At 68.4% G+C, this 19,166-nt stretch carries 17 protein-coding genes; 7 read left to right on the top strand and 10 right to left on the bottom strand.

Translation table 11 applies throughout. The features are described from left to right. Positions 1-3: 3 nt before the first annotated feature. Entirely contained in the window at positions 4-1,266 is a 1,263-nt protein-coding gene (gene eno, locus AB0M80_RS34685) for a phosphopyruvate hydratase (RefSeq protein WP_364573400.1), read from the top strand. On the opposite strand, the gene AB0M80_RS34680 is transcribed toward eno, so the two are convergent. Beyond that, a complete protein-coding gene (locus AB0M80_RS34680) occupies positions 1,261-4,083 on the bottom strand; it encodes a BTAD domain-containing putative transcriptional regulator (protein WP_364573398.1) in 2,823 nt (940 codons plus the stop codon). The two genes, eno and AB0M80_RS34680, sit on opposite strands and share 6 nt — an antisense overlap. A 206-nt stretch (positions 4,084-4,289) precedes the next feature. Between AB0M80_RS34680 and AB0M80_RS34675 the strand changes: the two genes are divergently transcribed. Further along, entirely contained in the window at positions 4,290-4,511 is a 222-nt protein-coding gene (locus tag AB0M80_RS34675; protein ID WP_364573396.1) for a helix-turn-helix transcriptional regulator, read from the top strand. A 65-nt stretch (positions 4,512-4,576) separates the two neighbouring features. On the opposite strand, the gene AB0M80_RS34670 is transcribed toward AB0M80_RS34675, so the two are convergent. The 5 genes from AB0M80_RS34670 to AB0M80_RS34650 are packed head-to-tail and all read right to left on the bottom strand — an operon-like array spanning position 4,577 to position 10,629. Continuing rightward, the gene (locus AB0M80_RS34670) at positions 4,577-5,257 is read right to left on the bottom strand and encodes a methyltransferase (RefSeq protein ID WP_364573394.1); all 681 of its coding nucleotides are present in this window, start codon (positions 5,255-5,257) and stop codon (positions 4,577-4,579) included. After that, complete coding sequence (locus AB0M80_RS34665) at positions 5,258-6,229, bottom strand: glucosyl-3-phosphoglycerate synthase (protein WP_364573392.1); 972 nt, start codon at positions 6,227-6,229, stop codon at positions 5,258-5,260. A gap of 1 nt (position 6,230) precedes the next feature. After that, positions 6,231-7,418, bottom strand: a complete 1,188-nt coding sequence (locus AB0M80_RS34660) for an MFS transporter (RefSeq protein ID WP_364573390.1) — start codon at positions 7,416-7,418, stop codon at positions 6,231-6,233. Then, positions 7,415-8,746: a peptide ligase PGM1-related protein gene (locus tag AB0M80_RS34655; protein ID WP_364573389.1), complete on the bottom strand. Its 1,332-nt coding sequence runs from the start codon at positions 8,744-8,746 to the stop codon at positions 7,415-7,417. Before AB0M80_RS34655 ends, AB0M80_RS34660 begins: the two co-directional genes overlap by 4 nt. Continuing rightward, a complete protein-coding gene (locus AB0M80_RS34650) occupies positions 8,743-10,629 on the bottom strand; it encodes an anthranilate synthase family protein (RefSeq protein WP_364573387.1) in 1,887 nt (628 codons plus the stop codon). The genes AB0M80_RS34655 and AB0M80_RS34650 overlap by 4 nt, the downstream gene beginning before the upstream one ends. 116 nt (positions 10,630-10,745) lie before the next feature. Here AB0M80_RS34650 and AB0M80_RS34645 point away from each other — a divergent pair, with 116 nt between their 5' ends. Beyond that, on the top strand, positions 10,746-11,996 hold the full coding sequence (locus tag AB0M80_RS34645) for a 3-deoxy-7-phosphoheptulonate synthase (protein WP_364573385.1): 1,251 nt from the start codon (positions 10,746-10,748) through the stop codon (positions 11,994-11,996). Continuing rightward, positions 11,993-12,649 (top strand): isochorismatase family protein, encoded by a 657-nt coding sequence (locus AB0M80_RS34640; RefSeq protein WP_364573383.1) that lies wholly within the window; start codon positions 11,993-11,995, stop codon positions 12,647-12,649. Before AB0M80_RS34645 ends, AB0M80_RS34640 begins: the two co-directional genes overlap by 4 nt. 363 nt (positions 12,650-13,012) lie before the next feature. Here AB0M80_RS34640 and AB0M80_RS34635 read toward each other — a convergent pair whose 3' ends face one another. Further along, positions 13,013-13,462: a hypothetical protein gene (locus tag AB0M80_RS34635; protein ID WP_364573382.1), complete on the bottom strand. Its 450-nt coding sequence runs from the start codon at positions 13,460-13,462 to the stop codon at positions 13,013-13,015. A gap of 20 nt (positions 13,463-13,482) precedes the next feature. Between AB0M80_RS34635 and AB0M80_RS34630 the strand changes: the two genes are divergently transcribed. Continuing rightward, complete coding sequence (locus AB0M80_RS34630) at positions 13,483-13,668, top strand: hypothetical protein (protein WP_364573381.1); 186 nt, start codon at positions 13,483-13,485, stop codon at positions 13,666-13,668. Positions 13,669-13,974: 306 nt separating this feature from the next. Beyond that, positions 13,975-15,174 carry an LppP/LprE family lipoprotein gene (locus AB0M80_RS34625; RefSeq protein ID WP_364573379.1) on the top strand — a complete coding sequence of 400 codons (1,200 nt, stop codon included), beginning with the start codon at positions 13,975-13,977 and terminating at the stop codon, positions 15,172-15,174. A gap of 217 nt (positions 15,175-15,391) precedes the next feature. Here the strand turns inward: AB0M80_RS34625 and AB0M80_RS34620 are convergent, their stop codons facing one another. Further along, entirely contained in the window at positions 15,392-15,799 is a 408-nt protein-coding gene (locus tag AB0M80_RS34620) for a hypothetical protein (RefSeq protein WP_364573377.1), read from the bottom strand. Between the two features lie 239 nt (positions 15,800-16,038). Between AB0M80_RS34620 and AB0M80_RS34615 the strand changes: the two genes are divergently transcribed. After that, positions 16,039-16,821 carry a neprosin family prolyl endopeptidase gene (locus tag AB0M80_RS34615; protein ID WP_364573375.1) on the top strand — a complete coding sequence of 261 codons (783 nt, stop codon included), beginning with the start codon at positions 16,039-16,041 and terminating at the stop codon, positions 16,819-16,821. A 13-nt stretch (positions 16,822-16,834) separates the two neighbouring features. Here the strand turns inward: AB0M80_RS34615 and AB0M80_RS34610 are convergent, their stop codons facing one another. Together AB0M80_RS34610 and AB0M80_RS34605 are read right to left on the bottom strand one after the other, a co-directional pair. Further along, positions 16,835-17,137, bottom strand: a complete 303-nt coding sequence (locus tag AB0M80_RS34610) for a hypothetical protein (RefSeq protein WP_364573373.1) — start codon at positions 17,135-17,137, stop codon at positions 16,835-16,837. Positions 17,138-18,194: 1,057 nt separating this feature from the next. Beyond that, positions 18,195-19,166, bottom strand: a 972-nt coding sequence (locus AB0M80_RS34605; RefSeq protein WP_364573371.1) for an IS630 family transposase, incomplete at its 5' end; no start/stop codon positions are given.

The raw sequence follows: 19,166 nt of genomic DNA, 5'->3' as shown, positions 1-19,166 counted from the left end.
CTGGTGTTCGTCATCGACGACCTCTCCGCGTGGGAGATCCTGGAAAGCCGTGGCCGGCCCACGGTCGCGGTGTCCGTCACGTTCCGCGGCGGTGCCACGGGGATGACCCAGGTTCCGTCCGGTGGATCACCGGGGAAACACGGCGGCGTGGAGCGGCGCGACGGCGACCCGCGCCGGTTCGGTGGCCTGGGCGTGCTCGGCGTCTGTCGCACCATCGAGACCGAGGTGCGGGACGCCGTCGTCGGTCGGAGGTTCGCCGAGCTGACCGATCTGGATCGCGCGCTGACGAATCTCGACGGCACAGCCGACAAGTCCCGGCTCGGGGCGAACACCACCCTGGGTGTGTCGCAGGCGACGGCCGTGGCCCTCGCCGCGCACCGCGGTGTGCCCCTGCACCGGTTGCTGAGCAGCTGTGCGGGCACGGCCGAACGGCTTCCGCTGCCGTTCTTCAACGTGGTCAACGGTGGTGCCCACGCGACGAACCGGCTGCGGATGCTGGAGTTCATGATCGCGCCCGTCGGCGCGCCGAGCATCCGCGAAGGGGTCCGGTGGTGTGCCGAGATCTACGCGAGGCTCCAGCGCAACGTGCTGCGCGGCTACGGCAACATCAACCTCGGCTACGAAGGCGGGTTCGCCCCGGACATCGTCGAACCAGAAGAGGCCTTGCGGTTGATCCTGGAGGCCACGGTCGACGCCGGTTACACCCCCGGCACCCAGATAGGTCTCGCCATCGACGCCGAGGCGGACAGTCTCGTCGCCGACGGCGGGTACGATCTCGGCGGCCCCGTGGTGAGCACGACCGGTCTCGTCGACCGGTACGAACACATGACCGGGACGCACTTCGTGTTCAGCGTCGAGGACGCGGTGGCCGCACCGGACCGCGACGGCTGGGCGCTGCTTCGGTCACGTCTCGGCGATCGCCTGCAGCTCGTGGCAGACGCCGCACTCGGCACCCAAGCCGGGAACATCCGGGACGCCGCCGGGGCGGGGTTGGGGAACGCCGCGCTGATCAAACCCAACCAGGCCGGCACGGTCACCGAGACGCTCGAGGCGATCGCCGCTGCGAGAGACGTCGGGTGGACGGCGATGATCTCGCACCGTTCCGGCGAGACGGGTGACACCTTCATCGCGGACCTCGCGGTGGCGACCGGCGTCGGGCAGATCAAGGCCGGCGCGCCGGCCGGCGGCGAGCGGGTGGCGAAGTACAACCGCCTCATCGAGATCGAGATGCGGTCCGGCGACCTGCCGGTGGGACCGCCGCTATAGCTCGATGCTCAGCTCGTCGATCTTCCGGCTGACTTCGCCGGCCTGAGGGTCGTGGAGGTCGTCGAAGATGGCCAACGCGTGGTTCCAGTGGTCCCTGGCGGTGGTGAGCGAACCCGCCTGGCGGGCCGCGTCACCCATGCTGTCCCACGTCCGCGCCTCGCCTTGGCGGTCACCGATCGCTCGCCGCAGGTCCAGCGCCATCTTGTAGTACTCCACCGCGGCGCCGAAGTTCTCCAGCACGCAGTTGACCTCGCCGAGGTCGTGCAGCATCCACGCCTGGCCCCACCGGTCGTCGATCTGGCGTCGCACGACGAGCGCGCGTTCGTACCAGCTCACCGCCTGCTCGTATCGCCGCAGGCCGGCGAACGCCTCACCCAGCCCGCCGAGAACGGCACCCTCCGTCCACCGGTCGCCGGTTTTCAGCGCAATCTCGAGGGCGGCCTGGTGTTGTTCGACCGCCTCGTCGAACCTCCCCTGGCTGGCGCAGACGAGACCGATGCCCATCCGGACGATGCACCGGCCGAACTCGGCGATCTCCTCACTGATCCGCTGCCCGATCAGCTCGCACGTGGCCATGGCCTGCTCGAAGTACCCCATCGCCCGCTCGTGCGAGCCGAAGTCCCAGTACGCGTAGCCGAGGCTGCCCAGACACCACCCTTCACCGAGGACGTCCTGCGACCGGCGTGCGGCCTCGAGGCCGGTCGTGTACACCGCGAGCTGATCGGCCCAGTGTTTGCGGAGGTAGAAGAAGTTCCACATCGCGGCGGGCACCTGCCACGCCGTCTCGTATTCACGCCAGTCGAAGGCCTGCCGGGTCACGGCGACCAGGTTGGCACGTTCCTTCTCGCACCATTCGAGCGCCTGGTCGTACCCGGTGAAGTCGAGCGGCCGCACGTCCGGGCTGCTCCCTCCCACCACGCTGAGGCGCTGGGGGATCAGGAGCCGGTCCGCCGCGGCCGCGGACAGCTTGTACCAGGTCAACATGCGGTGGACGGCCGCCGCCCGGTCCGCCGCGGTCTCCTCCTCGAACGCGCGTTCGTAGGCGTACAACCGAAGCAGATCGTGGAACTCGTACCTGTCCGGCGCAGTCTCCTCGATGAGGTGCACATTCGTCAGCGTCCTGACGATGCGGCCCACCCGTCCTTCGGGAAGCCCGGTCATCGCCGCCGCCGCCGGGAGGCTGACGGTGCCACCCGCGTGCAGGCCGAGCAACCGGAACACCCTGGCCGCCTCCGGCGCCAGCACGCGGTACGACCAGGAAAACACCGTGCGCACCGCCGTCGACTCGTCGTCGCCGGTGTCCAGCAGATCCAGCCGGGACTTCTCGGCAGCCAGCTCCACCGCCAAATCCGCGAGCGTCGTGCTGGGACGGGTGCACATGCCCTCCGCGACGATCCGCAGCGCCAGAGGCAGGCGACCGCAGAATCGCACCACGTCAGCTGCCGCCTCCGGATCAGCCTGGATGACGCCGGTTCCGATGATGTGCCCGAGAAGCGCCAGTGCGTCGGCGTCCGGCAGCACGTCAAGGGTGACCCGGTGGATCCCTTCCCGGATCGCCAGCTTGCTCATCCGGTTGCGGCTGGTGATGAGCACCAGACAGGTCGGCGACCCGGGCAGGAGTGGGGTCACCTGGTCGGCCGACTTCGCGTTGTCCAGGACGACGAGAACCCGACGTCCGTCGAGCAGCGAACGGTAGAGCCCTGCCTGGGCGTCCAGCCCCGGCGGGATCTTCTCCGGCGGCACGTTGAGTGCCCGGAGGAAGTTCTCCAGGACCTCGGCCGGGGCGAGCGGCGGGCCGTCCGGGTCGTAGCCGCGCAGGTTGACGTGCAGAATCCCGTCAGGGAACTCGGTGCGCAGCTGGGCGGCCCAATGCAGCGCCAGTGCGGTCTTGCCGACACCGCCGACACCGTCGATGGCCGTGATGACCACCGTCTGGACGGGTTCCGTCCGCCCCCGCAGCACACTGTTCAAACGTTCGAGATCTGCCGACCGGCCGATGAAGTGCCTGGTGCCCGGCGGCAATTGCCTGGGCGCCGGGAAGCCTGCACCCGGCCTGGCGGCACCGGCACGGTCGCCGGCGTTCACCAGGCCGGCGTCGCTGCGGAGGATCCGCCCCTGCAGGTCGCGCAGCTCAGGACTGGGATCGGCGCCGAGGTCGCTGACGAGGTGCGCGCGCAGCTTCTGGTAGTGGTCGAGCGCCTCGGCCTGGCGGCCGCACCGGTACAGGGCGAGCATCAGCTGTCCGGCCACGCGCTCGTCCAGCGGGTACGTCCGCGCCCGCATGGACAACGTCGGCAGCAACTCCGCGTGGTTGCCCTGGCGCAGCTCCAGGTCGTAGTAGTCCAGCTCGGCCGACCGCCGTTCCCCCAGCACCGCTTCACGGACGCCGTTGAGCCAGTAGGTGTCCAGGTTTGCGAACGGTTCGCCGCGCCAGAGCCCGAGCGCCTCGTCGAACAGCTCGTGCGCCCGCTCTCCGTCTTCGGCGGCCCTGGCCTGGGTCACCAGCTCGCGGAACCGGTGCAGATCCACGGCGGCCGGATCGACGTCGATGACGTAACCACCCGATCGCCGCCGGATGACGGCTCCGTCGAGCTCGGCACACACCCGGCGCAGGTGGGAGACGTACCCGTAGAGGGTGTCACGGGCGCGGGCGGGGGGACGGCCGCCCCAGACACGCTCTGTGAGCTGGTCGATCGAGACCGGCCGGTTGGCCTCCACCAGGAGAACAGCGAGCACGCACTGCTGACGCGCGTGGCCAAGCTCCACCAGTTGGCCGCTGACCCGCGCTTCCACCGCACCGAGGAGTGCGAACCGCACACCCATGACGTTCCCCCTACGCGTCGCCCTCCTGTCCACTGAAGCGCCTGCGGCGCCGCCGTTCAAGGTTTTCCGCAGATCCGCCCCGGACTGACGACGCAGAGTCGTCCCATGGGCAACGCACCTGGGGCAGAGCGGCACCCGACACGCACCGTGGCGATCCACGGGGTCCCCGGGTTCCCAGCGACTGAAAGGGGCCGAACGAGATGGACACCTCGGACACGAGGCAGGAACGCAGGCAGCTCACGCCACCCGAACGGGACGTGGCTGCACTGGTGAGCGAAGGTCTCACCAACCAGCAGGTGGCCAGGCGGCTGCACCGCTCGCCGCACACCGTGAACTACCACCTGCGCAACATCTTCCGCAAGCTCGACGTCCGCTCACGGGTCGAGCTGACCGCCTACGTGCACAGGCGGCTGCCCCGATAGCCGGCCACACATGCATGAGCTGCCATCGCCCAGGCGCGATGGCAGCTCATGCCGGAACACGGGGACTACACGAACTCGAGCAGACTGATCTCCACCGGGAAGTCGCCGACCTGGCCCTGGGTCGTTCGTTCGGTCCGTACCACGAAGCCGGCTTCTCGGGCGAGCTCCGTCAACGTCGCCCAGTCTCCGAGGCTGTTGAAGCCGAGGAACAACCGACCACCCGGGTTGAGGAACCGCCCCGCCTGCGCGAGGTATCTGCGGTGAGTGTCGTAGTGCCTGTCGAAGAACGCCCACTGCAGGTCGTCGGTATAGGCGAACTCCTCCGGCGCGTTGATCACGTTCGAGTTCCAAAAGATCACGTCGAACCTCCTGCCGGGCTCGATGGCGTCGAACAGGTCGGTCCGCAGCACGCGGACCCGGTCGCTCACGCCGTGCCGTTCCGCGTTGGCCCTGGCGTTGTCCGCCGCCGCGTCCGAGATGTCCGCCGCGATCACATTGGCACAGCCACGCAGCGCTGCCGACACCGCGGTCACCCCGGCGCCTGTCCCGACCTCGAGGAAGCTGCCGTTCACCGGGTAGGGCAGCCACTCGGTGAACAGGGTGGTCGACATCGTCAGCGTCGGTGCGAATACACCCGGCAGCAACGTCCAAGTCCGGCCGAGCAGCTGGAATTCCGACGACCGGGCGGCCTCGGCACCATGCCGGGTGGTGAGGGCGTTGCCGACGTCGAGACGATCTGTGTTCATTTACGAAACCTCCGTTCCTGCTGATGCCATCCGGCGGTGGTGGGCCACGACCGAGCGCGCAGGCGGGCGCTCGGTCGTGGGTACCGGCCGGACGAGCTCTTCCTGCCGGCCGTCGAGCCGGGAGAACTGGGTGAGGTCGGCGGCGGACGGCACGAGCTCATGCACCGGCAACCGGCGCAGCGCGGTGTGCATGATCGTGGCGGCCATGAACCCCAGGTCCCCCACGGACTGGTGGGACGACTGCTCCAGGCGCCCCAGATCGACCTGGGCGATCCCGTCGAGGCCGACCAGGTGCAGCGCGTCCAGGAGCATGGCGATCTCGACGCCGTAGCCACTGGCGAACGGCAGCCGCTCGAGTGTCGAGCGGCGACCGGCGCACTGTCCGGACAGCGGCTGGATCACCCCGGACAGCTCGGGCCAATACAGGTTGAGCAACGGACGCGCGACCAGTTCGGTGACCCGGCCACCGCCGACCTGCGTGCTGCCCTCGCCGTTCACGGGGCGATCGAAGAACGCCTTCACGAAGGACACCGCCGGGTCGTCCAGCAGTGGACCCACGAGCCCGGCGACATAGTGCGGTCCCACGCCGACCAGATCGGAGTCGAGGAAGACGACGATGTCACCCGAGGTCACGAACTGCGACTTCCACAACGCCTCCCCCTTGCCCGGCCGGTGCCCCAGCTCGGGCAGGATCTCGCTGGCGGACACCACTCGCGCGCCGGCCCCGGCGGCGACCGCAACCGTGTCGTCGGTCGATCCCGTGTCGACGACCACGAGCTCGTCGACCAGCGGAACCTCGTCGACGACGGCATTCCTCAGGGTTGTGACGATGGCCCCGACGGTGTCCCGTTCGTTCAGCGCCGGGAGCACCACGCTGATGGTCAGGTCCTCCTTGCACGCCGCCAGCGCCGCCGGGCTCCACCGCGGCCGGTAGGTACGCCGGTGGAACCAGCTCCGCACGTCCGCGCGCACGTCAGGCCTCCACCCGGACCCGAGGGTTCGCGCGGGACGAGGCGACCGCGCTCGCCGCGATCAACAGCAGCGCGATGGCCACGCAGCACGACACCGCCGCCGGCGGCGTCGAGGCGCTGAGCACGAGCCCGACCGTGGTCGCCGTGACGCTGTAGCCGGCCCCCTGGACGGCGTAGCCGATCGAGTAACCGGCCGTGTGCATCCGGCCGGGTAGTCGTTCCCGGAGCCAGAGGTTTCGCGCGACCATGGTTCCCGCCTGGAGCACGCCCGCGCACAGCAGGCCGAGCCAGATGCCCAGCAGGCCGGGCAGGACGGCGACGGAGAGGATGGCGACGGACGTGGCGACGAGCATCGTCAGCGTCTGCCTGGCCGGGCTGCCCGGCCAGGTGCGCAGCCCGTAGCAGAGCGAGCCGGCAGCGGTCACGATCGAGAACGTCACGAGCAACGGGCCTGCCCAGCCCACGGCCAGCTGCCGGTACTCCAGCAGCGCGGGCAATGCGAGTTCGGCGGACGCGAGCAGCGCCATGGACGCGGCACTCGTGACGTAGATCGGCCACGCCGCGGCCAAGGAGCGCAACAGTGGACGTGCGTGCCGGTCATCCTCCCCCCGAGGCGTCCCGGGCGGCATCCGGAGGAGCAACGCCGCCGCGACCACGGCACAGCCGGCAGCGACCAGCAGAGGTGCGCCCGGACCGACCCGCAGTGCCATGACCACGACCAAGCCGGGTGCGGCGGCCCAGATCGCCTGGGTGAGGGCTGCTTCGACGCTGAGAGCGGGTGCCGCGTCCTGATCCGGCACCGCGCTCGTCATGAGCGTGCGCAACCCACCCGGGCTCGCCGCGGGCCCCGCCCCGGCGAAGAAGGCGCAGACCACCAGCAGCGCGGGCGACGCGGAACGGGCCAGCACCAGCCCACCGAACGCGGCCGCGCCGACCAGCATGCCCAGGGCAAGGTGCCAGCGCATCGTCTCGGGTGTCAGCCACAAGCCCAGCACCGGCGCGCCCACGACCTCGCCCAAGACGTAAACGGCGGCGAGCGAGGCGCCCAGGGTGTACCCGCCCGGCAACTCGCGCACGAGGAACACCATGCCGATCGACGCCATCGCGATCGGCACCTTCCCGGCCGTGGCCACCAGCACCCACAGGAAGAACCGCCGGCCGAGCAGCCGCCGGTAGCCCGACCCGCTCATCGGTGCCCACCGAACAGCTCAGCGACCTCGGCCTCCAGCTTTTCCACCGCGGGCCCGTCCTCAGCCACGAGCAGCAACTCCCCGGACGCGCCTTCCGGGATGTTGTCGTGGACCGAGATGATCACTCCCCGCCGGGCCGTCCGGTCGTACGCCAGGCCGCGCTCGATGAGGCTGCGCAGCGCGTCCTCGAACGAGGCGAAGGAGTACTGGCGCAGCTCGACGATCACACGGTCGGCGAGGTACCCGGCGCCGAGGACCTGTTCACCGATCAGGTGGATGTGCGTGGAGCCGTTGGTCCGGCAGTTGAACTCGTTGACCAGGATGTCGCCGCTCGGCGCGACCACGCCGTCGACGCTCATCGTCCCGCGGTATCCCATCCCCCGGACCGCCTCGCACAGCCGTTCCGCGTGCGCGAGGAACGCGGCAAACGCGGGCAGTGCCGCGGTCGGCGCGGGTATGACAAGTCCGTTGAGGACCGGTTCGAGACGCAGCTGCCCGTGTCCGACCAGCCTGGTGCCGGAATCGGTCACGAGCAGCTCGACGTAGACGGACGTCGACTCGACGAGGTAGTGCTCGATCACCACCCGCTGCCGGCCGCAGTCCGAGTACCGCGCCCAGTTGATGCCGAAGTGGGCCGACACGGCGGCGCGGTCCGCGAGCACCTCGACCCGGCGCGCGCCGAGCGGGGGCACGCCGACGGCCGGGCTGAGGATCACGTGCCCTTCGTTGTCCTTCTGGAAGTCCTGTTTGACGATCACCGCCCGGCCGGCGCAGAGCATCTCCCAGACGTAGCCCTCCGCGTCCGACCGGTGCTCGGTCACAATCCCCTCCGGAATCGGCACCTCGATCCCCGATGCGATGGCTCGGAACGCCGCCTTGCTGTTCAGCAGCTTGCCGCCGCCCTGGGTCAGAAACCCGATGCCTGGTGTGGCAGCGCCGATCCCGAGGTCGTGGGCCAGCTTGATGACGGCCTCGTCGAAGTGGAACGGAACGACACTGTCGACACGGGTCGTTGCCACCAGGTCACGAAGCTGGGCGAGGAACTCCGGGTGGCCGAGGCGGTCCCGGCTGAGGATGCCGTCGCCGAACCGGCCGGGCGGCGGGATGACCACGTGCACTGTCGCCGGGTCCACCTCCATGAAGTCCAGGACGTAGCGCAGGTGCGGCTCGCACGGCGCAATCGGCAGGACCAGGATGTCTCCCGGGGTGAGGCACCACGCCATCCGGACCGCCTGGTTGCCCACGTACCGGCTGTACCGGGGCGAGACGGACTCCGGGTCGCCCATCATGTCCTCGGACCGCTGGTTGCTGACGATCAGTGTGCTCATCGGGTTGCTCCCCTTGCGGTTGTCGCGTGCAGCAGCGGTGCCACCATGTCGGCGAGGATGTCCACGCCGTCGATGGTGAGCACGGATTCGGGGTGGAACTGCGTACTGCTGAAGCGTTCGCCTCGCAGTGCATGTATTTCGCCGGTGGCGGCGTCGCCGCACACGCTGACCGGTACGGCGGGCACGTGGTCCGCGAGCGCGACGAACGTGTTGTAGAACCCGACCTTCGTGTGCCGGCCGAACAGGTCGATCCCGATCCGGCGGCCCTGGGCGGATGGTCGTTTCGGCACGACCGGAAACCCGAGCACCCCGCACAGGATCTGGTGTCCGAGGCAGATCGAGACGAACGGCCGGCCGCTGCCGAGCAGCCGCTCGGTGATGGCGCGCAGCGCAGCCTGTCTGCGCTGGTGGATGTGCCGCGGGTCGCCGGGACCGGGCCCGATGACCACGAGGTCGTAGCCGTCGGTGTCACCGACGTCGTCGAAGGGCCGGGTGGTGACCGCGAGGCCGAGTGTCCGCAGTTGGTGGGCGAGCATCGCCGTGAAGGTGTCCTCGGCGTCGACCACGACCGCCGTGTGGCCGGTGAGGTCGCCGGTCCGCCGGCCACTGGCCGGATCCAGCCAGAACGGCGCCAGGTCGGGTGTGCGCGCACCCAGGGCCTGGTGCACGGCCGGACTCAGCTCGGCGAGTCTGGTCGGACCAGGCCCTGGGGCCTCCCTCCCCCCGGTCATCATCGCGTTCAGCAGTCCCGCGGCCTTCGCCCGCGTCTCCGCTGCCTCGCTCTGTGGGCACGAGTGCCGGACCAGCGTCGCTCCGACTCCGACCCGGAACCGGCCGGTGGGGGCGATCTCGGCGGTGCGGATGACGATCGACGAGTCGAGCGCCGGCCTGCCGGCCGTGTCGGTGCCCAGCAGCGCCACCACCCCGCTGTAGTAGCCGCGGCCGGTTCGTTCGTGGCGGGACAGGACCTGGCAGGCGTTCTCCAGCGGGCTGCCGGTGACGGTCGGCGCGAACATCGTCTCACGGAGGATGTGGCGCAGGTCCCTGGTGGTCCGCCCCCGCAACCGGTATTCGGTGTGCGCGACCCGGGCCATCTCCCGCAGGTACGGACCCGAGACACGAGCGCCGTCGATGCAGAGCCGGGCCATCATCTTCAGCTCCTCGTCGACGACCATGTACAGCTCGTCGATCTCTTTCTCGTCGGCGAGGAAACCGAGCAGACCTGGAACGGTCGGTCCTGTCGGCGGATAACGGTACGTTCCGCTGATCGGGCTCATACTCATCGTTCCACCGTCGACACTGACGTGCCGTTCCGGGGTGGCTCCGACGAATGTCCGCGACCCGGCGTGGAACAGGAATGTCCAGTAGGCGCCGAACTCGTGAGTGAGCAGCCGCCGGAAGATCGTCAGCGCTTTCTTCAACGAATAGTCAGCAATGGTCGCGGCGTACGTTCGTCGCACCACGAAGTTTGCACCCTGTCCGTTTCCTATTTCCTGGCGAACGACCGCCCGGACCACGTCTGCGTACTCGTCGTCGGTCAGGTCGAAGCGGCCGTCGGTCACGGTGACGGGACCCTCAGGAAGCCACCTGAACACGTCCGCCAGCGACATCCGACCCTGTTCACGCACACGCATGGCGAGCAACGGCGCGCCGTCGTCTACGCAAGCGAACCCCCGCTCGGTGAGCTGCCGAAACGGGATCATCGCCAGCGTCTCATGGCATGCTCGCGCGCGCCGACCCGCCGAGGGGAGGTCTTGAAGAGAACGGATCTCGTCCACCTCGCCGGAGAGAATCTCGATCTCACCAGCACTGACGGCCGGCCGGTGCAGCAGCGCGAATGGCGCGTTCTGCCGCAGCAGATGATTCACGGTGCTTTTATCCACGTGAAAAGCTTGGAAGCCGGCGACTGGTCCGGCAACTACCTGTGCGAGTGGTTGGCCGAGCGACCCGGCGCTCGTTAACGTATCGGCAAACACAGGAAGCCGACGGGACAGCCGCTATGACGATTTCGATCCGACATCAGGTCGGTGTTCCTTTCCTGACTCCGGGCGAACTGGACGACGTCCGATCCAGACCAGCTCTGCAGCAACCCGAATGGGTCGACGCAGAACTGGCCGAGCAGGTACGGTCCAACATCGCCCACCTGCCCGGCCTCGTGCCGTGGGACGAGGTGCGGGTGCTGCGCGCCACCCTCGCTGAGGTTCACACCGGACAGTCCATAGTCGTCCAGGCCGGCGACTGCGCGGAGGATCCCGGGGAGTGCACACCGCGGTCGATCGGGCGCAAAGTCGCATTGCTCGACATGCTTGCCGGCGGGATGCGCGTGCACACGGGCAAACCGGTCCTGCGGATCGGCCGGATCGCCGGCCAGTTCGCCAAACCTCGCTCGCGGTCGGCCGAGCGCTGCGGTGACGTGGAACTGCCTGCGTTTCGCGGCCACCTGGTCAACCTGCCCGCCCCCGACCGACACAGCAGACAGCCGGATCCGCTGCGGATGCTGAGCTGCTACTGGGCGAGCAGTACGGCAATGGACTTCCTGCGCAACGAGGTATCCGCGTCCCAGGTGTGGACCAGCCATGAGGCACTCGTGCTCGACTACGAGCTGCCGCTGCTCCGGCGCACCGACGACGACCGCCTGTTCCTCAGTTCGACGCACTGGCCGTGGATCGGCGACCGGACCCGACAGTTCGACGGCGCGCACGTCGCTCTCCTGGCCGAAGTGCACAACCCGGTGGCGTGCAAGGTCGGCCCCAGCATGACCTCCGCCGAACTGGTGGCCCTGTGCGAGCGGCTCGATCCCGGTCGCGAGCCGGGTCGGCTGACTCTGATCGCGCGGCTGGGCGCGGACCTGGTATCCGACCGGCTGCCCGGACTCGTGTCCAGCGTACGCGCGGCGGGCCATCCCGCAATCTGGCTGTGCGATCCGATGCACGGGAACACGGTCACGACACCGGATGGCGGCAAGACCCGCTCCCTGGCGACCATCACGCGTGAGGTACGGGCCTTCCAGGACGCCGTACCTTCCGGCGGCGGCGTCTGCGGCGGTCTTCATCTGGAAACCACGCCGGATGCCGTCCACGAATGCGTCACGGGCGAACCGGCATCGGCACACGGCGCCGAAAACCACGGCGGCGAGAACTACACGAGCTTTTGCGATCCCCGCCTCAACCCACACCAAGCCATGCTTGTCGTGGACGCCTGGGGCCGAACGTACAACCAACCGACCGGAGCGCGGAGACGTCACCCATGAGCATCCCAACGATCGCGCCATACCCCATGCCCCTGGCCAGCGAGCTACCGGACAACCAGGTCACGTGGACCGTCGACCCGGACCGCGCGGTGCTACTGGTCCACGACCTCCAGCGGTACTTCCTCGGCCCATTCCCCGTGTACGCCTCTCCGACGATCGACATGCTCTCGAATATCCAGGTGTTGCGGAACCTGAGCACCGAACGGGGCATGCCCGTGGCGTTCAGCGTCCAACCCGGCGGCATGAGCGACGCCGACCGCGGTTTGTTGAAGGACTTCTGGGGACCCGGCATGTCGCGCGAACCCCGGCACCGGCGTGTTGTCAGTCAGCTCGCCCCGACGACGCGAGACCAAATCTTCATTAAGACGCGCTACAGCGCCTTCCACCGCACTCCGCTGCTGGAGTTCCTCCACCGCAGCGGACGCGACCAGCTCATCATCTGCGGCGTGTACGCACACATCGGTTGTCTGCTCACCGCGTGTGACGCGTTCACCAACGACATCCAACCGTTTCTCGTCGCCGACGCGATCGCGGACTTCACTCCCGCCTTCCACCAGCAGGCCCTGAGCTACGCCGCCCAGCGATGCGGTGTTGTACTGACCACCGCGAACTTGGTCGCCTCACTCGGCGCGTCGGGAGCGGACGGATCGTAGTCAGGCGGCGTTCGTCGCGGGCTCGATGTGCCCGGCGGAACGCCACCGGCGATCACGAGTCCGTCCTGCCCGCAATCGTAGAGATCGGCGACGGCGACATCCGGCGCGACCTGAACGGACCGTGGCGACTCGAGACGGCTTCGCAATTTCCCTCAAAGCGAACGCCACCAATTTTCGGGCATCGATGTCCGGCTGTTGAACCGTCTCCGTGGCACCGTCCGCGGTCGCGGCGCCGTCCTCCGTCGCGGCGGATCCCAGCACCGCGTTCAGGCTCGAGTACGGCGCCAGCTGTGCCGTCGGCCACATCCGCTGGCACCAGCGATCCGTCGACGTCGACGTCTCGATCAAGGCCTACGGCTGCCGCTACCTGGTAACCAGCACCTCGGAAATCTCAGCACCGCGGACGAGAAGGTCTGTATCGGCTGCACCGTCTACCGCGACTCGGGCATCGCCGAGCAGCTCGCCGACCGGGCCAGTGCCGTAGGCGAGGCGTTCCAGGGCGTAGAGCCCGGACAGGCGGACCGGGGCCTTGTCGGAGCCGAGCTGGTCGGCGGCCTTGGTGTAGAGCTCGGTGACGTTCTTCTCGGTCGCGTCGACCTCGTTGTGCCGCTGCCTACGCACCGCCGGCAACAATGCGAAGATGCCCGTGGTACCCGCGCCGATGGCAAGCCGGGTCTTGATCACGTCGACCCGGGCGGCGCCGACGTCCTTCGCGGTCGCGGCCTCACCGAGCAGCCAGCTCGTCGCGCCCCACACGCCACGAGAGTGCGACGACGGCCGCGCCGACCAGGACCACCAGCTCATCGCCAGCACCCGTGACGACGGTCGTTGGGGTGACGCCCGCTGGCAGATCGCCGGTTCCTGGGTCCGGCCCTACCTGGCTGACAGGGTGGCAGCCCGGCCAGCTCGAAGAGTGCCTCGCCGAGTTCGCCGACGACCGGGCGTCTGCAGCCCACTGGCGGCAGCTCGGCCAGCTGTACGTGGAGAAGCTCAAGCCGGAGGAAATCCTGCACGGGTGACGATGTGCTCACCGTCAGCCAGCAAGCAGGACCTGCTGCGCGCGCGGCCGAGGGGCTCCTACAGGTCGCAGGCCTCTTCGTCGCCGACGCCCGCTGGCTACGGCGTCCACGTCCGCGAACCCGGCATCAACGCCGGCCTGCGTGACTTTACGGACAACGGCGTGTCGGCCGAACCCTTGGCGGAGTAACGACCCGCACCCCGGCACCGATTTCCACGCAGGCTCACCCGTGGCCACCGCCGTGCGGTGCGCCGGGGCTCCAGGGAAGGGACACAGGGTGCGGACGTGTCCGTATTGCGCGGAACAGGTGCAGGAGCTCGCCGTGCTGTGCCGGTGGTGCAGCAAGCCGATCCCGCACCGCACCGCCGTGCACCAGCTGGTCTCACCAACAGCAGTGAACCCGGCACCACCGTGGGCGCGCCTCGGTCTGCTGCTGGGCGGTCTGCTGGTCGCGGCGTCACCGTGGCTGCCGTGGTTCACCATCGTGCTGATCGGCGACCTGACCTTGGTCCACCTCTCGACCATCGCGTCGGCTCCTGCCGTGCCCATCATGATGGCCGTCACGGGGGCGGCGGCCGTGGCGTGCGGCGCACTGCTCCGGAGTCCAACGGCGGCGCGGGTGAGCGCGGTGACCTTCGGCGGCTTCACGGTTCTGCTGGTCGGTCTGCTGCTGGTTGAGGAATACGAGGTAGTGGCGCAACTCGGATCGCTCGCCGAGGTCGCGTTCGGACCGTGGGTCGCGCTCGCCGGCTCGCTGGCAGCCTTCCTCGGTGCCGCGGTGCCTGCACCGCCGCCCGAGACGTCCCCGCCGATGGCCCGTTCGAGCTACTCGCCCGTCCAGACCCGATACGTGGTTCCCGTCGCGCTCGTCTTGGGAGCGGCGGTGGCCCTGGTGGGAGTGGCTGACACCGGGTGGCAGTCGCAAGTGCGGGACCTTTCGGCTGCTGCCCCGCCGGCGACATCGGCCGCCACCAAGCACCAGCCGGACACGCTGGCTGAACCGACTCAAGGGCCCACCCCGGCTCCATCGGGCAGCCCGCAACTCCTGCCCATCGCCTCCGCCACGCCCACGCCCGCCCAGCCCCCAGCCCCGGATCCCGGAGCTCCGGGAGAGGTGTACGTCGGAAACGTAAACAGCGCTGAAGCATTGATCGCCGCACACGGCTACACGCCCAACACCGCACCCGACTGGTCCGACGGCAGAGGCCTGCACGTGATCACAGCCACCGCGACCGGATCAGCCGACGGTTATGCCCAAAGGGCATTCTTCTTCTACAACGACTACTACCTCGGCACCGACGCGAAACTCTCCAGCGCGACCATCACCGAAGCGTGGTCCACGGGCGACACCGTCGCCCTGAACTACCAGCTGTACAAACCGGACGACCCCGCCTGCTGTCCGACAGCAGGCTCAGCAACAGTCCGTTTCCACTGGTCCGGCCACAACCTCCGCCCGCTCGACCCCATCCCACCTGCCGACCCGAACAGCCAAAGCAGCAGACGCTGAACCACCGCTGCACAAATTCGAGGTCGGCCCAGTTCCTCTCGCGAGCTGGCCGCGCTCATCTCCTGGCTGACCGGGCTCCGTGATCGGGGACGGCGCCCAAACTCCGGAGCCGCCGGGCACGACGAGTGACGGGTGCGGCGAGGGTGGCGGCGAACAGGTGTGGGCGATCCGGCGGCGATTGCTCCGTCTGCGCCCGGCAGCACCCCGGATCGTCGCATTATCCCACCGAGAATCCCCTCGGCCGCATCGTCACTCCGGCATCCAGTAGCAGCCCGAAAATCTTGCCGTACGCCACTCCGTGTAGTGCGGCGAGTTCCCGTACCGTCTGCCCGGACTCGTACTGCCTCACGACCTCACCAACGTCAAGCTCGCAGCGGATACCACGGCCAGTCGTCGGCATGTCGGCCCCGTGCTGGCGTAGCAACGGGCCCGTCCAGCTCACAGACAGGCCGTACTTCCGGGCGATCTCGGTGACGGTCTGTCCGGTGCTGTGGTCACGCACCATCCGGCGATTGCGTTCGTCCCGGTTCACGTGCGGCGGCGTGTCCGGCGCGACGACTTCACCATCACCGTGCAGGAGAGCGACGGCGCCGTGGTCAACCGCCGGGACCTCAAGCCGGGCCACACCGAGTGGCGAGTATCGGCGTCGCGGTCCGGCCGGCCGGCCTGACCTGCGGTGTCGACCAGTTGTCGACGGATCGTCGACGACTCCTGCCACGGTGAATCCCGTTCGGTCTCTCGACCAGGGCAAGGCGGCCAGTCGTCGTAACGCCGACAAGGCCACCCGGCCACCGCAGCGCTCGCCGGTACCACGGCGAAGGGGGAGTTCACCAAGTGAGAAAAGCCATAATAGCTGTCGCCTTCATGGCCTTCACCGCTCTGATCGCGGCGACAACGCCCGCGATGGCGTCCGCCGATACCAAAGGACTGTATGGATCCAAAGGAAATCCGTCGCTCGCCGCGGCGAATACGCAGGGCATCTCATCACTGACCTTCCTCTACGGCGGTGCATTTCAGTTCGCAGCGGCTGACGGGTCGAACATGTTCACGACCGTCTCACGGCCTGCTCTGGCCACGGGTGATTTCCACTCGCTGGGCGAAATGGCCGCGGAATCCGCGGACAGCAAGAACATCGTCGAAGTCGGCTGGACCGTCGACCGGGGCCTGTTCGGCGACTCTGAGCCGCACCTGTTCGTGTTTCACTGGGTGAACGGGGCGCCGACCTGCTACAACGGCTGCGGTTTCGTCCCGGTCGCCAACTCGTCGTCGGTGAAGGCGGGAATGACCCTGCCTGCGGGCAACTCCACGCCGCAGTTCACGATCCAGCACTTCCAGGGCAACTGGTGGATCGGCTTCGGCGGCGTCTTCTTCGGCTTCTACCCCGACACGCTGTGGGGCGGCGCCTTTACCAAGGTCGGCTTGACCCAGTGGTTCGGTGAGGTCGCCGCGAACAGTGCGACGCCGTGCACCGACATGGGCAACGGCCTGTTCGCGTCGTCACCGTCGTCGTCGGCTGCCGTCGCGATCGGCTTCATCGGTGGTCCAGCGGCGAACATCAGCCTCACTACGACCACCAACCCGTCGTTGTACAGCGCTACCCGGACAAGCTCGAACAGCGTTCACTTCGGCGGCCCAGGAGCCTGCTGACCTGTGTTCCCGCCTACTCCGGCCGACCAGCCGGAGTAGGCGGTTTTGGCGGCTTGCCGGGCACCCGCGAAGAGACCTGCCAACAGCGGGCGAAGGTGACCGCCGCGCCCTGGGATCGTCCAGCGGTGCCAGGAGGTCCACCATCGGACCTGGCGCTGATCAAGGTGCTCTCGGCGGTGACGTTCGCGGCCTGGATGATCTGGTCGCGGGCGGCCTGCCAGGCGATAGTGAAACCGGGCCGGTCGGGATCAATCCTGGCTCGGGTGGCCGTGGCGTCGGCCATGGCGGTGCGCAGCAGTTGGTAGACCACGAGCAAGACATAGACCTCCTGCTCGGCCCCGACCGGCGTGCGGGCACGCAGGACCCGGCTACCGAGGATGCTGGCCGGCCGGGTAGCGGTGGTGGTTGAAAACGGTGGTGGCCAGTCGATATGTCCCGGTGTGCCGTCCTGCCTGGGTGGCGACGGTGATCTCGCAGTCGATCACCCGGACCCACAGCCGGCCCAGCATCGAGAGGCAGGAGCCGTCGGGGTGGCGGGCCAGGACCGGTGTCTTGCGGCCGTTTTTCAGCCGGACCTCCGAGTTTCTCCGTGCTCCTCCGACACCATGGCCGGAGACCCATTCAGTTGCTGCACTGACCTCATTCACCGGAGGGCTGGTCGGCCCACCACTACGAATGAGGGCCCCTGCAGTACTGGCTCGTTGTACTCCAGACCATCAGTAGCGCGTTCACATTCTTCGCCGCACTGGCCAACCTCCCCGCACGCGAACAGTTACCGTGAATGACTCCCGGCTGCTGGAATCCGCTTGCTGGGCGAACTCGGCCACCCGGTCGTGCGGGACGTAGAGGGTGAACACGGAGTCGGATGCGCCGTGCCGCACGCTGACGCGTCAGTAGACGCCTGCGTCGACTGTGCCGAAGTGGAAGTCGGCGGACCGCGGCCGGCGTGGTACCCGCGGGATCTGATCCTGGACTGCACCCCCCGTTGCTGCAGAAGGTGGTCGCGAGTCTCGGGCGAGATCGTGAGCCAGCTCAAGGAGATCGACCGCGCCGAAGCGCGCTTCACCCGGGCGAAATCGTAGGAACGAGAGGATTTCAGCAGTCCAGACGACGACCAAGGTGGTGAAGAAGGGGTTGCCACAGGTCCGTTGGACGTTCTTGAAGGTTACGTTCGCGGGGTAGTCGAGCGTGTGTCCACCCGCGCAGTCCGGGGTACAGTCGTGTACTCCGGCGTTGCCCGAACCGGTCGCCTCGGTCATAGTCCATGAACTCCAGGAGACGTGGTCGAAGCTGAACGAGCTGTCTTGCGAGACCCAGAACGAATCCGGCTCGTAGGAGGGTTCCGCGCCTTGCCGGCGGGCGCTAGTGCTTCATCAAGCAACGTTGGGTAGGTAATCGGGGCGGCGGATCTTGGAGTTGACGGCGAAGTGGCGTTTGGGGTGGCAGTGGCGGTTGCGCCAGCGGAGGTAGCCGGCGATGGCGGCTTCCTGGGCAGCGTGGCTGGGGTAGTCGCTGCCGTCGAGAGTGAAGTAGCGGACTGCGGTGAACTCGCACTCGATCCAGTTCAACCACGACGCGTTGGTGGGCGTGTAAACCAGCTCGATGTCGTTGGCCGCGCACCATGTGACGACCTCGGCCTTGCCGTGGGGTCCGTAGTTGTCACAGACCAGGTAAAGCTTCCCGGCGGGGAAGCGGCGGCGGAGTTGCTTGCAGAAGTCGAGGAACTGCGGCCAGCGTTTGCGGTCACGGAACCGGTAGAACATCTGCCCGGTGGCGAGATCGAGCGCGGCGAACATGTGCCGGATGCCTTTGGTGCGGGTGTAGGTGGCGCGTTGGCGGGCCGGTCGGCCGCGGGGGAACCAGCCGCGGCCGGGTCGGGGTTGCAGGTTCAGTGGCCCGAACTCGTCGACACAGATCACTCGGCCGTCGGCGGGCGGGTGGTCGTAGAGGTCGAGAATGCGGGTCTTCTTGGCCACGAAGTCCGGGTCCTTGCTCGCCTTCCAGGTCTTCGTCGCCTGCCAGGACACACCCTCCTTGCGCAGGATCTGCCGGACGGTTTCGGTGCTCACCACCAGCCGCGCATGGTCGGCGAGATACTCGACCAGCTTGGTCAGGCTCCAGGTCGTCAACGGCAACCCCAGCTCAGCGGGCTTGCAGGCAGCGATGCGGCAGATCTGCTCGCGGGCGGCCGGCCCGAACTTAGCTGGTCGGCCGCCCCTCCATTTTGGGGACAACGCCGCGAACCCGGACTCGTTGAACGCGTGGATCACCTCCCGCACATACCCCTCGGTCGCCGCGAACATCGCCGCTATCTCACCCGCGGACCGGCCCTGCACCGAAGCCAG

It is taken from the genome of Amycolatopsis sp. NPDC051045, from assembly GCF_040682955.1.
In the GTDB taxonomy this organism is placed as follows: domain Bacteria; phylum Actinomycetota; class Actinomycetes; order Mycobacteriales; family Pseudonocardiaceae; genus Amycolatopsis.
Note: the sequence above shows the minus strand (reverse complement) of the source record. Positions and strands in the feature narration are given on the sequence as shown.